The following is a 13,296-nucleotide window of genomic DNA, read 5'->3' on the forward strand; positions in this document are numbered from 1 at the left end:
GTACGGGCCCCGGGCCGCCCGCGACGCGGCGCGGGCGGGCGCGCACCGGGAGGCCGCCGCGCATCTGCGCCTCGTGCTGGGCGCTGTCGAACGCTACGGGCCCGCCGAGCTGGCCGATCTGCTGGAGCAGTACGCGGTCGAGAGCTACACCATCGGCGACTCGGACGCCGCCGTCACCGCGCAGCGGGAGGCGGTGGAGCTGCGTCGCGGCCTCGGCGAGCCGCGGGCGCTCGGCGCGGATCTGCGCTGGCTTTCGCGGATCCACTGGTGGGCGGGCGACGCGACGGCGGCGGAGACGGCCGCGCGCGAGGCCCTCGCGGTGCTCGAACGGGCCGGTGACGAGCGGCTGTTGGCGCTCGCCCTCAGCAATACGGCGCAGTTGCGGATGCTGTCGGACGCGTACGCGCAGGCCGTCGCGTACGGCGAGCGGGCCATCGCGCTGGCCCGCAGGGCGGGCGACCCGGCGATCCTGGCGCACGCGCTGAACAACGTCGGCTCGGCCCGCTGGCGGGACGGGGATCCGCTGGGGCAGCGGCAGTTGGAGGAGAGCCTGGCGGTGGCGCTCGACGCGGGCGAGGTGGAGCACGCGTGCCGCGCCTACGCCAACATCGTCTGGTCGCTCCTGGACGAGCTGCGGTTCACCGAGGCGGACCGGCATCTCGCCCCCGCCATCGATCTCGCCGACCGCGCGGAACACCTCGGGTTCCTGACCTACCTCCATGTCGAGTTGGCACTACGGAAGTTCGCGGCAGGCGACTGGGCGGAGGCCGAGCGGTACGCGCGGCTCGGCGCGGACGTCTTCCCGCCCGCCCGCTGCCCCGCCCTCACGGTCCTCGCCCGGATCCGGGCGCGACGCGGCGAGCCCGGCGGCGGTGAACTGCTCGACCAGGCCTGGCGGATCGCGGTCGGCACCGATGAGCTGCAGCGCCTCGGTCCGGTCGCCTCCGCCCGGGCGGAGGCCGCGTGGCTGCGCGGTGACCGGACGGGCGTGCTCGCCGCCGCCGAGCGGGTGCACGAGCGGGCCCGCCGGCTCGCCGCACCGCAGCGCTACGAGCTCGGCTACTGGCTGACGAGGGCGGGCAGGCCCGCACCGGCCGACGGGGCGACCCATCCCTACGCACTCCAGGCCGCGGGCCAGTGGGACAAGGCCGCCGAGCTGTGGCACACGGCGGGCTGCCCGTACGAGGAGGCGGCCGCCCTCGCCCAGAGCCCCGATCCGGCCGTCAAGCTGAGTGCGCTCACCACGCTGGACGCGCTGGGCGCCGCGCCGCTCGCCCGCCTGGTCCGCGCCGAGCTCCGCCAGCTCGGCATACGCCGTGTCCCCCGAGGGCCGTACGCGGCGGCGCGCGGCAACCCGGCAGGCCTGACCGACCGTCAACTCCAGGTGGTACGGCTCCTGATGCACGGACTGACCAACGCGGAGATCGCCGCACGCCTCGTCGTCTCCGTCCGTACGGTCGACAACCACGTGCGCGCGGTCCTGGAGAAACTCGACGCGCCCACCCGGCGCCGGGCCGCCCAGCGGGCCGCGGAGATCGGGCTCACGGCGACGGGCGAAACGTAGGTACCCGCCCGGCCCGAGGTGGGTGTCCCCCACGCATGCCCGTGCGCACGCGACGCCCGTAGAACGGGGCGGACGACACCCACTCGACACGGGGGATCGCATGACCACCACACCCGCACAGGCGGCGCGCCACGAACTGACCGGATTCCAGGGGACGTTGACCGGGCCCACGGACTCCGGATACGAGGAGGCCCGCGCCGTCTACAACGCGATGATCGACCGGCGTCCCGCGCTCGTGGCACGCTGCGCCGGCGCGGACGACGTGGCGAAGGTGATCGCCTTCGCCCGCCGCCACGAACTTCCGCTCGCGGTGCGCGGCGGCGGCCACCACGGCGCGGGCCTCGGCACCTGCGAGGCCGGCGTCGTCGCCGACCTGGCGCCCATGAACTCCGTCGAGGTCGACGCGGCCGCCCGCACCGTCACGGTCGGCGGCGGGGCCACCTGGGGCCTGGTCGACGCGGCGACGCACGAGCACGGCCTGGCCACGCCCAGCGGCATCATCTCCACCACCGGCGTCGGCGGCCTCACGCTCGGCGGCGGCCTCGGCCACCTCACCCGGGCCTGCGGCCTGACCGTCGACAACATCCTGGCGGCGGAGGTCGTCCTCGCCGACGGCACCCCGGTGCGCGCGGACGCCGACACCAACACGGACCTGTTCTGGGCGATCCGGGGCGGCGGCGGCAACTTCGGCGTCGTCACGTCCTTCACGTTCCGGCTGCACGAGGTGGGCACGGTGGTGGCCGGGCCGACGTTCTGGCCGGCCGAGCAGAGCGCCGAGATCCTGTCCGCCTACCGCGACTTCCTGCCCGCCGCGCCCCGCGACGTCAACTGCTTCTTCCTGTACGGGTCCGTGCCGCCGGCCCCGCCGTTCCCCGAGGAGCTGCATCTGCGGAAGATCTGCGGGGTCGTGTGGTGCCACACGTCCGGGGACCCGGAGGCCGCGGACCTGGCCATGGCGCCGCTCCTGGGCGACCTGCCCGCGCCGCTGCTGCACGCCGTCGCGCCGATGCCGCACCCCGCGATGCAGTCGATGTTCGACGGCCTCTATCCGCCGGGCCACCAGTGGTACTGGCGGGCCGACTTCGTCCGCGAGATCCCGGACGGAGCCGTGGAGCAGCACGCCAAGTTCGGACCGCAGACGCCGTCCATGCAGTCGACGATGCACCTGTACCCGATCGACGGGGCCGCCCACGACGTCGGTCCTTCCGACACCGCGTTCAGCTACCGGGACGCGCGCTGGGCGAGCGTGTTCGCGGGCGTCGACCCGGACCCGGCCAACGCCGATCTGCTGAGGCGCTGGACGGTCGACTACTTCGAGGCGCTGCACCCCTACTCGGCGGGCGGCGCCTACGTGAACATGATGATGGACGAGGGGCAGGAGCGGGTGCGGGCGAGCTACCGCGGCAACTACGCCCGCCTGGCCCGCGTCAAGGCGGCCCTCGACCCGGACAACGTGTTCCGCAGCAACCAGAACATCCAGCCGGACCCGGCCGCCCGGGACAACGTCCGGCCGTAACGGGCTCCGGCCCACGACGCGCCGCCCGGCCCACGGAAACGTAGCGTGGTCGCATGTGCTGGAGTGCGACGGCCGATCTGGTGGCGGGTGGCGCGATCACCGCCGTGGGCGTGGGGTGTGTGGCGCGGGCGGCGCGGACCCGGCCGCGGGCCGTGCCGCTCGCGGCGCTGCCGCTGCTGCTCGGGGCGCACCAGATCATCGAGGCGGTGATCTGGAACGACGGCGGTGGCACTGGCGGCGCGGTCACCGCGTGGGCGCTGATCGCGCTTCCGCTGCTGCCGATCTGGGTGCCGGCCGGTGTGTGGTGCGCGGTGGCCCCGCACGCCCGCCGTCGGCTCCTCGTGCCGCTCGCGGCGGGCGTCGTGACGGCGGGGGTGCTCGGGTACGTCCTGGCGACGAGCACGGTGACCGCCGAGGTCCGCGGTCACACGATGGGCTATGCGATCGGCCTGCCGCATGCCGGGTGGATCGTGGCGGGCTATCTGCTGGCGACGATCGGCTCGCTGCTGCTGTCGGGCGAGCGACGCCTGGTCCTGCTCGGTGTGCTGGCGGCGCTCGCCGCGGCAGTGTGCGCGGCGCTGTGGCGCTGGGAGTTCATCTCCACGTGGTGCGCCGGCGCCGCGCTCTGCTCGGTGGTGCTCTACGGGTGGCTGCGCGGGGATCCTCGTACGGTCAGCCGCAGTTGAGGTTGCTGACCGGGCTGATCTGCTGGCCCTGGGCGGGGCCGCTGTTCCAGAAGAGGATCACCCGGTGGTCGTGCACGCCCGCGCACCCGGCGCTGAGGGTGGTGCTGCCGCTGCCGACCCATGTCTGCTCGGCGTCGTCGGCCCAGCCCCACCAGCGCGAGCTCTGCAGCACGGCCTTGAACGTCCAGTTGTTGGCGCAGCCGGTGCTGTTGGCGGTCGCGGTGATGGTGCCGGGCGGCCCCTGCACCGGGATGCCGGGGTCGGAGTTGCAGCCGTCGGCCGCGACGGCCGGGGTGTGCGCGGTGGCGAGCCCGGCGAGGGTGAGGAACGCGGCGGCGAGCACCGAACGAATGGCACGCTTGGTGTGGTTCATGGGTCCACGGCTACCAGCCGCCCGCCGCCGTCGGCACCGGCCACGCGGTCCGCGTCCCTCTAAGGGATCAGTGGCTGTGGCGCCGGGCTGCCGTCAGTCGGTGATCGTCACACAGGGCAGGCCGACGCTGTCGCCGCCCCGGAAGCCCTCGGCGCACAGCCGGGTGCCGGCCGCGAAGTGCCGTTGTGGGTAGGCCTGGTCGCGGTAGGTGCGGAACGCGTCGACGTCCTCGACCTTGGTGTTCGCCGACCAGCCGTCGGTGGTCCACACGCGGGCGGAGATGCGGTGCGGCTGGTTGGTGTTCACGACGGACACCTCGACGCGGCCCAGGTAGGTACCGCTGTCGTAGGTCTCGATGCACACCGCGTTGTTGCACCACTTGCCGTCGGCGGCCGCCGGCTGGCCCACGGCGATGACGCAGCCGAGCGCGGCGACGGCCGCGGCCAGTGAGGAGAAGGTCTTCTTGGCGGCGGCCCGCATGGTGTCCCGCATGGGTGACTCCCTGTGTCTCGTACGACGTGGTGCGCGGGGCCCTGTGCCCGCGCCTCGCGCGCATCAACGTCGTACGCGACCAGGGGTTACGTCTCCTTCGACCGGACGGTGAGCTCCCCGTCGCCCGCTTCGACCCGGATCCGGCCGCCCGCCGCGATCTCGCCGTCGAGCAGCATCCGGGAGAGCCGGTTGTCGACCTCCCGCTGGATGGTGCGGCGCAGCGGGCGCGCCCCGTACTCGGGCTTGTGCCCGCGCCGGGCCAGCCACTCGACGGCTTCGGGGGCGAACTCGATGGTGATGTTCTGTGCGTGCAGGCGGCGCCGGGTCTCGTCGAGGAGGAGGTCGGTGATGCGGGCCAGCTGTTCGGTGCTCAGCCGCCGGAAGATCACGATCTCGTCGACGCGGTTGAGGAACTCCGGGCGGAAGTGCTCCCGCAGCGGGCGGAGCACCTGTTCGCGGCGCGCGGTCTCGTCCGCTTCGGAGCCGTCGGCTCGGAAGCCCAGCGCGGCGCCGCGTCCGGCGATGGCCTCGGAGCCCAGGTTGCTGGTCATCACGATGACCGTGTTGGTGAAGTTCACCGTGCGGCCCTGCGCGTCGGTGAGGCGTCCGTCGTCGAGGACCTGCAGCAGTGTGTTGAAGACATCGGGGTGTGCCTTCTCCACCTCGTCGAGCAGGACCAGCGAGTACGGGTGCCGGCGCACGGCCTCGGTGAGCTGCCCGGCCTCCTCGTGGCCGACGTAGCCGGGCGGCGCGCCCACCAGGCGGGAGACGGTGTGGCGCTCCTGGAACTCGCTCATGTCGAGCCGGACCAGGCGTTCCTGGCTGCCGAAGAGTGCCTCGGCGAGGGCGCGGGCCAGTTCGGTCTTGCCGACGCCGGTGGGGCCGAGGAAGAGGAAGCTGCCGATGGGCCGGTCGGGGCTGGCGAGCCCGGCGCGGGAACGCAGGACCGCCTCGGCGACGGCGGTGACGGCCTCGTCCTGGCCGATGACCCGCTCGTGCAGATGCTGTTCGAGGCCGAGGAGGCGCTCCTTCTCCTCCTGGGTGAGGCTGCTGACGGGGATGCCGGTCTGCCGGGACACGATCTCGGCGATGTCCTCGGCGGACACCTCGACGATGTGCCCGTCGCCGGGGTCGGGATCGCGGGCACCCTCGATCCGTCCGATCAACTCACCGATACGGTCGCGCAGTTCGGTGGCCCGCTCGTACTGTTCGGCGGCCACCGCCTCGTCCTTGTCGCGGGTGAGGTCGTCGACCTGGCGCTCCAGGGCGCGTACGTCGGTGGTCTTGGTGCGGTCGCGCAGCCGGACGCGGGCCCCCGCCTGGTCCATCAGGTCGATGGCCTTGTCGGGCAGGAAACGCTCGGTGAGATAGCGGTCGGACAGGTCGACGGCGGCGAGCAACGCCTCGTCCGCGTACCGGATCTGGTGGTGCGCCTCGTAGCGGTCGCGCAGTCCGCGCAGGATCTCCACGGCGTCGGCCGTCGACGGTTCGGGCACCAGGATCGGCTGGAAGCGGCGGGCGAGCGCGGCGTCCTTCTCGATGTGCCGCCGGTACTCCTCCAGGGTGGTGGCGCCGATGACGTGCAACTCGCCGCGCGCCAGGGCGGGTTTGAGCATGTTGCCCGCGTCCATGGAACCGCCTTCGGAGCCGCCGCTCGCGCCCGCGCCGACGACGGTGTGCAACTCGTCGATGAACACGACGAGTTCGTCCGGGTGGGCGCGCACTTCGTCGATGATGCCGCCCAGCCGTTCCTCGAAGTCGCCGCGGTAGCGGGTGCCCGCGACGACGCCCGACAGGTCGAGCGAGACGAGGCGGCGCCCGCGGAGTGTCTCGGGTACGTCGCCGTCGGCGATGCGTTGGGCGAGGCCCTCGACGATCGCGGTCTTGCCGACGCCCGCGTCGCCGATGAGCACGGGGTTGTTCTTGCCTCTGCGGGAGAGCACCTCGACGGTCTGCTCGATCTCCTCGTCGCGGCCGATGACCGGGTCGAGGCGGCCTTGTCGGGCCCGGTCGGTGAGGTCCTCGCCGAAGCGGTCCAGGTTGGGGGTGGGCGCCGTGGTCCTCGCCTGCGGGGCGCCGGGGCGGGTGTCGGCGGGTCCGGGAGGCGGGGTCTGCGGGGCCGGGTCCGGGGTGAAGCGGGCCTGGTTGAGGAGGTGTCCCGCCGCCGAGTCGGGGTTGGCCGCGAGCGCGAACACGATGTGGTCGGGGCCGATGTAGGCGACGCCCGACTCCCGCGCGATCACGTGTGCGTCGAGCAGGGCCCGCTTGACCGCGGGCGTCACGGAGAGGGACTGCGGGGTGCGGCTCGGCTCACCGCCGCCCGCGTGCCGGTCGATCTCCTCGGCCAGCCGGTCGGGATCGGCGCCGGCCCGCGTCACGAGGCCGCGCGTGGGTTCGAGGGAGAGCGCCGCCCACAGCAGGTGCCCGGTGTCGAGGTCACCGCGGCCGCGCTCGGTGGCGTAGTTCGCGGCCGTGGCGACGAGATGGCGGGCGGGCCCGCTCATCAGCCTGCCGATGTCGATCTGCCGTCGGCCACCGCCGAGGAACCGCGAGAAGAAGTCGCCGAAGGGGTCCTGTCCGTAGCCGTCGGACCCGGTGAATCCGCTGCTCATGCCCATCCGTCCCGGCGCGCGCCGTCCGCGTACGGCAGCGCTGCCTCGTCGACGTCCGTCCGGGGTGCGCGTAGCCCGCTGTGGCGTGGATAAACGTGGTGGGCCGAACGGGGCCGCGGCGTCAGGCGAAGCTGCGGCGGTACGTCTGCGGGCTGACGCCCGTGGTGCGCTTGAAGCGGTCGCGGAACGCGGTGGGTGAGCCGAAGCCGACCTGCGCGGCGATCCGCTCCACGGGGTGGGGTGTGGTCTCCAGCAGGTGCTGGGCCTGGCGGATGCGGGCGCGGTGCAGCCACTGCAGCGGCGTGCTGCCGGTCTGTTCGCGAAAGCGTCGCATGAGGGTGCGGGTGCTGACACCCGCGTGCGCGGCGATGTCGGCGAGGCCGAGGTCGCGTTCCAGGTTCTCCTGCAGCCAGGTGAGGAGCGGCTCGAAGGCCGAGCCCTGTGGCGTCGGCGCGTGGTCGTGCACGATGAACTGGGCCTGGCCGCCCTCGCGTTCGAGCGGCATGACGGAGAGCCGGGCCGCGTCGGCGGCGACCGCGGAGCCGTAGTCGCGGCGGATCATGTGCAGGCACAGGTCGAGTCCGGCGGCCGCGCCGGCCGAGGTGAGGATCTGGCCGTTGTCGACGTAGAGGACGGCGGGGTCGACCTCGATCTCCGGGTGGGTGGCGGCGAGCAGGTCGGCGCCGATCCAGTGGGTGGTGGCGCGCAGTCCGTCCAGGAGCCCGGTGGCGGCGAGGGGGAAGGTGCCGGAGCAGATCGAGGCGATCCGGGTGCCGTCGGCGGCGGCTGTGCGCAGCGCGTCGCGGACGGCGGGGGCGAGCGGGGCGGTGGGGTCGGCGGTGCCGGGCACGATGACCGTGTCCGCGCCCTTGAGCCCGTCGAGGCCGCGGGGCGCGCGGATCGTGAACGCCCCGGCGTCGACCTCCTCCCGCTCCGCGCACACCCGGACCTGGTAGCCGGGGCGGCCGTCGGGCAGCCGGGTGCGGCTGAAGACCTCGATGGGCGTCGCCAGGTCGAAGGGGATCACCTGATCGAGGGCGAGGACGGCGATGGTGTGCATGGCGGGAATCTAACCGATCCCCGGGTTCTCGCCACAGTGCCCGGCCGGTGGCCAGAGGCGTGACGGGGCTTGACGGGGCTTGACGGCCAGGTCACGGCGCCTGGCGATATCCCGTTGACAGTCGTCACTATTGCCACTGGGAGACCGGCCCGCACCTGACTAGCGTCGACGGCGATCCCGGCCGGACCGGGCGCGTGACCTGCGAAGGACCCCTCCCCCATGCGCATCCAGATCGTCCTCTACGACGGCTTCGACCCGCTCGATGTCGTCGCCCCCTTCGAGGTGCTGCACGCCGGCGCCGTCGCGTCCGGCGGGACCCTGGACGTGGAGCTGGTCTCCGCCGAAGGGCCGCGCGAGGTGGTCGGCGGGACCGGCGGGCTCGCGCTGCGCGCCACCGCCGCGCTCGATCCTGCGCGGGCGGACCTCGTGGTGGTGCCCGGCGCGTCCGGCCCTGTCGGCGACCCCGGCGAGACGCCGGACGAGGGCGCGGCTGAGGGCGCCGCTGATGACGCCTCGGAGGCGACGATCCCGGTGCTGATCGGGCGCACGCTCTCCACGGAGCTGCCCGCCCTGCTCGGCGCGGCCATGACCGGCCCCACGACGACGGTCGCGACCGTCTGTGGCGGCTCGCTCGTCCTGGCCCTTGCCGGACTCATCGAGGGACGCCCCGCGACCACCCACCACTTGGGACTCGACCTCCTCGAGGCCACCGGCGCCCGCGCGGTACGGGCCCGCGTCGTGGACGACGGCGATCTCGTCACCGGGGCCGGGGTCACCTCGGGGCTCGATCTCGCCCTGCATCTGCTGGAGCGGGAGGTGGGACCGCGGATCGCCCACGCCGTCGAGGAGTTGTTCGCGTACGAGCGTCGCGGCACGGTCTGGCGCTCGCGGGGGCCCGCACCCGCCGCCTTCTGAACCGCATCCGTACAGCCATTGATCCGTACAGCCATTGAGAGGAACCACCACCGCATGACCGTCGAAGGCATCTGGGACCTGTCCGTCTCCACCCCCATCGGCACGATCGCCGCCGTCGTCGAACTCCGGGGGGAGGGCGGGGAACTCACCGGCACCGCACACGGCGCGGGCGAGGAAGTCCCGCTCCACGACCTCGAATTGACCGGCGACGACCGGCTCACCTGGAAGCAGGCGGTCACCCGGCCGATGCGCCTGAACCTGGCCTTCGCCGTCACCTTCGACGGCGACACCCTGACCGGTACGTCCCGTGCCGGGCGGCTCCCGGCGTCGAAGGTGACCGGCACCCGGCGCCCCGAGCGGGCGGGCGCGGGCCGCTGACCATGACGAAATTCCTGCTCATCCTGCACGTCCTCGCCGCCGTGCTGACCGTCGGGCCGGTCACCGTCGCCGCGAGCATGTTCCCCGCGTCGCTGCGTGGCGCGCTCGGTTCGCCGGGGGACGCCGAGGCGCTCGCGACGCTGCGCACCCTGCACCGAATCTGCCGCGTCTACGCGGGCATCGGCGTCGCCGTGCCGCTCCTCGGGTTCGCGACCGCGAGCAGTCTCGGGGTGCTCGGCAGCCCTTGGCTCATCGTCTCGATCGTGCTGACGGCGGCGGCCGCGGCGGTCCTGGCCGTGTTCATCCTGCCCGCGCAGGAAACGGCGCTCGAAGCGGTCCGCGGGTCGGGGACACCCGTGGCCCCCCGGTCCGCCTCCCAATCCGCCTCCCAACTGGCCATGCTGACAGGCGTGTTCAATCTGCTGTGGGCGACCGTCACGGTCCTGATGATCCTGCGGCCCGGCTCCACGACCGGTTCCACGACCGGTTCCTGACGGGGACGTTGAACGGGGGACGAACAGTGGGCGAAGCTCGACGCCCGGACCGCCGCCCCGGCCCGCGGGTCCGTACCGTCGCCCGCATGGGATGGCTCGAGATCGCCCTCACCACCGCGGGGCTGCTGATCGGCGTGGTCTCCGTCGCCACGCCGTTCGCGGCGGACCGCAGGGCGCGGCGCAGCAAACGCGTCGGGTTCCGCAAGCAGATGGACATCGCGATAGGGCACAACGGCCCGGCCGGCGAGGGCGATCCGCGCTTCGGGCTCTTCAACGACCTGCCCGGGATGCGCGACGCGACCCTGGTGCTGCTGCGGATCGAGAACGACGGCTCGCGGCACGTCGAGGCGTCCGACTACATCGACGCGAACCACGGGCTCACCGCCGAGTTCCCCGGCCGCAGCATCCAGGCCCTCGATGTCACCCTGACCGATGAACACGCCAGCCTGTGGAGCCACTTCGAGGACGAACCGGGCCTGGTCGTCGCGGCACCGGGCACGCTGCGCATCCCCAAGGTCCCCCTGAAGCCGGGCGCGTACTACAAGATCCTGGTACTGCTCACGGGCGGCAGCGAAGGGGACAAGGTCACCGTCGCCGGTGACATCAAGGACGGCAAGCTGCACGAGAACCACAGCCTCACGCCGGACGAGAAGCCACCGGTGTTCAGCAGCCGGGCCCGCTGGACCACCGTCACGCTCGGCGTGGCACTGATCGCGGCGGCCACCCTGCCGCTGCTCACGCCGTCACCGCTGCCGGACGACTGCGAGTCGGGCAGGCTCCGGCTGACCGGGTCCACGGCCTTCGCCCCGGTACTGAAGGAGCTGGCGCAGAAGTACCGCGGGCATTGCGGGGACGAGCCGCGCATCACGGTCGCGGCGCGCGGCAGTCGCACCGGAGTGCGTGAACTCGCCCTGTCCGGCGAGGAGTCGGGCAGCACGGCGGGCGTCATCGCGTTCTCCGACGGACCCCGCCCGGCCAGCTACACACGGCTCAGCGAGAGCCGCATCGCGGTGTCCCTGTTCACGCTCGTCGCGCACGACGACGTCCGCCTCACGAACCTGTCCGTGGCCGACGTGCGGCGCGTCTACCGGGGCGAGATCCGCAACTGGTCCCAGTTGGGCGGGCCCGAGCTGCCGGTCGTCCTGGTCAGCCGCACCTCCGGCTCGGGCACCCGGTCCGCGCTCACGGCGCGGGTGCTCGCGGGCGCCGACGAGCCGCCCGCCTCATCGGACGACTGCGTCAACCGCACGGCCCGCACCGCCGCCCGCGTACTGCGCTGCGAGCTGGACTCCACGGAGCAGGTCCTGGACACCGTGGCCCACACGCCCGGCGCCCTCGGCTACAGCGAGCTGCGCGCCGCGTCGCCGCCGGACGCACCGAAGGGCCTGCACCGGCTCACCCTCGACGGCCATGCCCCGAACCCCGACCGGCTCGACGCGGGCGGCTATCCGTACCGCGAGATCGAGTACGCGTACACCTACGGTCGCCCGCCGGCGGACTCACTGGCCTCCAGCTTCCTCTCCTACGCCGTCGACAACGGCACGGGCAAGGGCGTCGTCGCCACACACGGTCACCTCCCGTGCGGGACCCCGGTGGGGCTGCGGGTGTGCGGCAAGGACGACTGACGCGTACGGCACCCTCAAGGACGACATCTCGGGGACGGCACCCACACCCCACAAGACGACACGCGCACCCCACCGAACGTACAATTTGTGGGTATTTCGGACGTGCCGTGCGTCCGGGAAGGCGAGGTGGCGTCATGGCCGGACCGACCCCGACCCGGCTGCACCGGGCCGCGCGGGCACCCGTCGCCGCGGCGTTCGTGTGCGCGAGCCTGTTCTCCGCGGGACCCGCCCTGGCCGACAGCGACGACGCCAAGGACAAGAGCGCCCAAGAACTGGCCGACGCGGCGAAGAAGGAACTCCTGGACGCGAAGTCCCTGCATCTGACGATGAAGAACGACGCGGACGACCGGGACACCCGCACTCCGGCGCTGATCGATCTGCGTCTCGACGAGAACGGAAACTGCACGGGCGAGCTGCGCATGGGCACCGGCGGCGCCAAGGGTGGCAGCGTCGACCTCGTGAAGCGCGGCGACGAGGTCTGGATCAAGCCGGACGCCATCTTCTGGAAGACCCAACTCCCAGGACGGAGCGGCGAGTTGGCGGCCGAACTGATCGGGGACCGCTATGTGCACGGCACCACCGACGACCCGATGCTCGACGGACTGTCCGGCACCTGCGACCTCGACTCGTTCCGAAAGCGGCTCAAGGACGGCTCGGACCGTGCCACCAAGGACGACCTCACGAAGGGCGACCAGAAGAAGGTCGCCGGCACCGAGGTCGTGCCGCTGACCTCCGGCGACAGCAAGGAACGCAGCACCCTCTACGTCACCGCCGACGCACCGCACCGGCTGGTGCGGGCCACCGAGAAGGGCTCCGGCGAGTCCCTGTCGATGACGCTGACCGACTACGGCAAGCCGGTACCGAAGAAGACACCGTCGGCGGACGACTCGGTCGACGTCTCGGACCTGCGCGGCACCGGCCCGTCGCAGGCGCCGCACGCCGCCTGAGTCCCGGCGCCGGTCACGATCCCTTCGGGTAGCGGACGAAGAGGATCCCCTGGACCTCGCCGTCCGGAGCGCCGTAGATGTGCGGGGCGTCCGCCGCCCAACGGGCGTGGCCGCCGGGCCCCGCGGTCGTGGGCGCGTCCGGCGGGCCGACGACGGCCGTCCCGGAGAGCACCATCAGGCTCTCCGTGGTGCGCTGGACGTGCGCCGCGGACTCCTGGGTCGCACCCTCGGCGATGGTGACGCGGAAGACGTCGGTGGCCGCGTCCGCATCCTCGTAGCGCTCGATCAGCACCGCGGTGACCGCGCTCCCGGAGACACCGGCCGCGCCCGCCCCGGCACCCGGCGGGTCGTCGAGGACCGCGCTGAGCGGGCGGCCGAGCGCGGTGGTCAGGGCGTAGAGGGTTTCGAGGGTGGGGTTGCGGCGTCCGGTCTCCAGCTCGGAGAGCGTGCCCTTGCCGACGCTCGAGCGGCGCGCGAGTTCGGACAGGGACAGGCCGCTGTCCTGGCGCAGCCGCTTCAGCCTGCGCCCCACTTCGTCACCAAGCCCCATTGCCCGGCCCCCTCCCGCGCCTTTCGGCGCGTGTTGACGTGTCGCCACCCGCGTCCTTAGTGTTCCACAAACAGAACGTTCTGT

At 73.0% G+C, this 13,296-nt stretch carries 13 protein-coding genes; 8 read left to right on the forward strand and 5 right to left on the reverse strand.

Annotation, left to right across the window (positions count from 1 at the left end; translation table 11 throughout):
* The 3 genes from OKJ99_RS42530 to OKJ99_RS42540 all read left to right on the forward strand — a co-directional run.
* A partial coding sequence (locus OKJ99_RS42530) for a helix-turn-helix transcriptional regulator (protein WP_326024033.1) occupies positions 1–1,564 on the forward strand: 1,564 nt, incomplete at its 5' end.
* Positions 1,565–1,664: 100 nt separating this feature from the next.
* Positions 1,665–3,080 carry an FAD-binding oxidoreductase gene (locus OKJ99_RS42535; protein ID WP_326024034.1) on the forward strand — a complete coding sequence of 472 codons (1,416 nt, stop codon included), beginning with the start codon at positions 1,665–1,667 and terminating at the stop codon, positions 3,078–3,080.
* 53 nt (positions 3,081–3,133) lie between these two features.
* Positions 3,134–3,766 (forward strand): DUF6629 family protein, encoded by a 633-nt coding sequence (locus OKJ99_RS42540; RefSeq protein ID WP_326024035.1) that lies wholly within the window; start codon positions 3,134–3,136, stop codon positions 3,764–3,766.
* On the opposite strand, the gene OKJ99_RS42545 is transcribed toward OKJ99_RS42540, so the two are convergent.
* The 4 genes from OKJ99_RS42545 to OKJ99_RS42560 all read right to left on the reverse strand — a co-directional run bounded on the left by OKJ99_RS42545 (position 3,753) and on the right by OKJ99_RS42560 (position 8,303).
* Complete coding sequence (locus OKJ99_RS42545; RefSeq protein WP_326024036.1) at positions 3,753–4,139, reverse strand: hypothetical protein; 387 nt, start codon at positions 4,137–4,139, stop codon at positions 3,753–3,755. The two genes, OKJ99_RS42540 and OKJ99_RS42545, sit on opposite strands and share 14 nt — an antisense overlap.
* 93 nt (positions 4,140–4,232) lie before the next feature.
* Positions 4,233–4,631 (reverse strand): hypothetical protein, encoded by a 399-nt coding sequence (locus OKJ99_RS42550; protein WP_326024037.1) that lies wholly within the window; start codon positions 4,629–4,631, stop codon positions 4,233–4,235.
* A gap of 86 nt (positions 4,632–4,717) precedes the next feature.
* Positions 4,718–7,243 carry an ATP-dependent Clp protease ATP-binding subunit gene (locus OKJ99_RS42555; RefSeq protein ID WP_326024038.1) on the reverse strand — a complete coding sequence of 842 codons (2,526 nt, stop codon included), beginning with the start codon at positions 7,241–7,243 and terminating at the stop codon, positions 4,718–4,720.
* A 121-nt stretch (positions 7,244–7,364) separates the two neighbouring features.
* Entirely contained in the window at positions 7,365–8,303 is a 939-nt protein-coding gene (locus tag OKJ99_RS42560; protein ID WP_326024039.1) for a GlxA family transcriptional regulator, read from the reverse strand.
* A 219-nt stretch (positions 8,304–8,522) separates the two neighbouring features.
* Between OKJ99_RS42560 and OKJ99_RS42565 the strand changes: the two genes are divergently transcribed.
* The 5 genes from OKJ99_RS42565 (at position 8,523) to OKJ99_RS42585 (ending at position 12,662) form a co-directional block, all read left to right on the forward strand.
* Complete coding sequence (locus OKJ99_RS42565) at positions 8,523–9,218, forward strand: DJ-1/PfpI family protein (protein WP_326024040.1); 696 nt, start codon at positions 8,523–8,525, stop codon at positions 9,216–9,218.
* A gap of 54 nt (positions 9,219–9,272) precedes the next feature.
* The gene (locus tag OKJ99_RS42570) at positions 9,273–9,596 is read left to right on the forward strand and encodes a hypothetical protein (RefSeq protein WP_326024041.1); all 324 of its coding nucleotides are present in this window, start codon (positions 9,273–9,275) and stop codon (positions 9,594–9,596) included.
* 2 nt (positions 9,597–9,598) lie between these two features.
* Positions 9,599–10,090 (forward strand): DUF2269 family protein, encoded by a 492-nt coding sequence (locus tag OKJ99_RS42575; RefSeq protein ID WP_326024042.1) that lies wholly within the window; start codon positions 9,599–9,601, stop codon positions 10,088–10,090.
* Between the two features lie 86 nt (positions 10,091–10,176).
* Positions 10,177–11,715: a PstS family phosphate ABC transporter substrate-binding protein gene (locus OKJ99_RS42580; RefSeq protein ID WP_326024043.1), complete on the forward strand. Its 1,539-nt coding sequence runs from the start codon at positions 10,177–10,179 to the stop codon at positions 11,713–11,715.
* Between the two features lie 134 nt (positions 11,716–11,849).
* Positions 11,850–12,662: a hypothetical protein gene (locus OKJ99_RS42585; protein ID WP_326024044.1), complete on the forward strand. Its 813-nt coding sequence runs from the start codon at positions 11,850–11,852 to the stop codon at positions 12,660–12,662.
* A gap of 13 nt (positions 12,663–12,675) precedes the next feature.
* On the opposite strand, the gene OKJ99_RS42590 is transcribed toward OKJ99_RS42585, so the two are convergent.
* Positions 12,676–13,212: a helix-turn-helix domain-containing protein gene (locus tag OKJ99_RS42590; RefSeq protein WP_326024045.1), complete on the reverse strand. Its 537-nt coding sequence runs from the start codon at positions 13,210–13,212 to the stop codon at positions 12,676–12,678.
* Positions 13,213–13,296: the final 84 nt, after the last annotated feature.

This window comes from Streptomyces endophyticus (genome assembly GCF_035798155.1).
GTDB lineage: Bacteria > Actinomycetota > Actinomycetes > Streptomycetales > Streptomycetaceae > Streptomyces > Streptomyces endophyticus.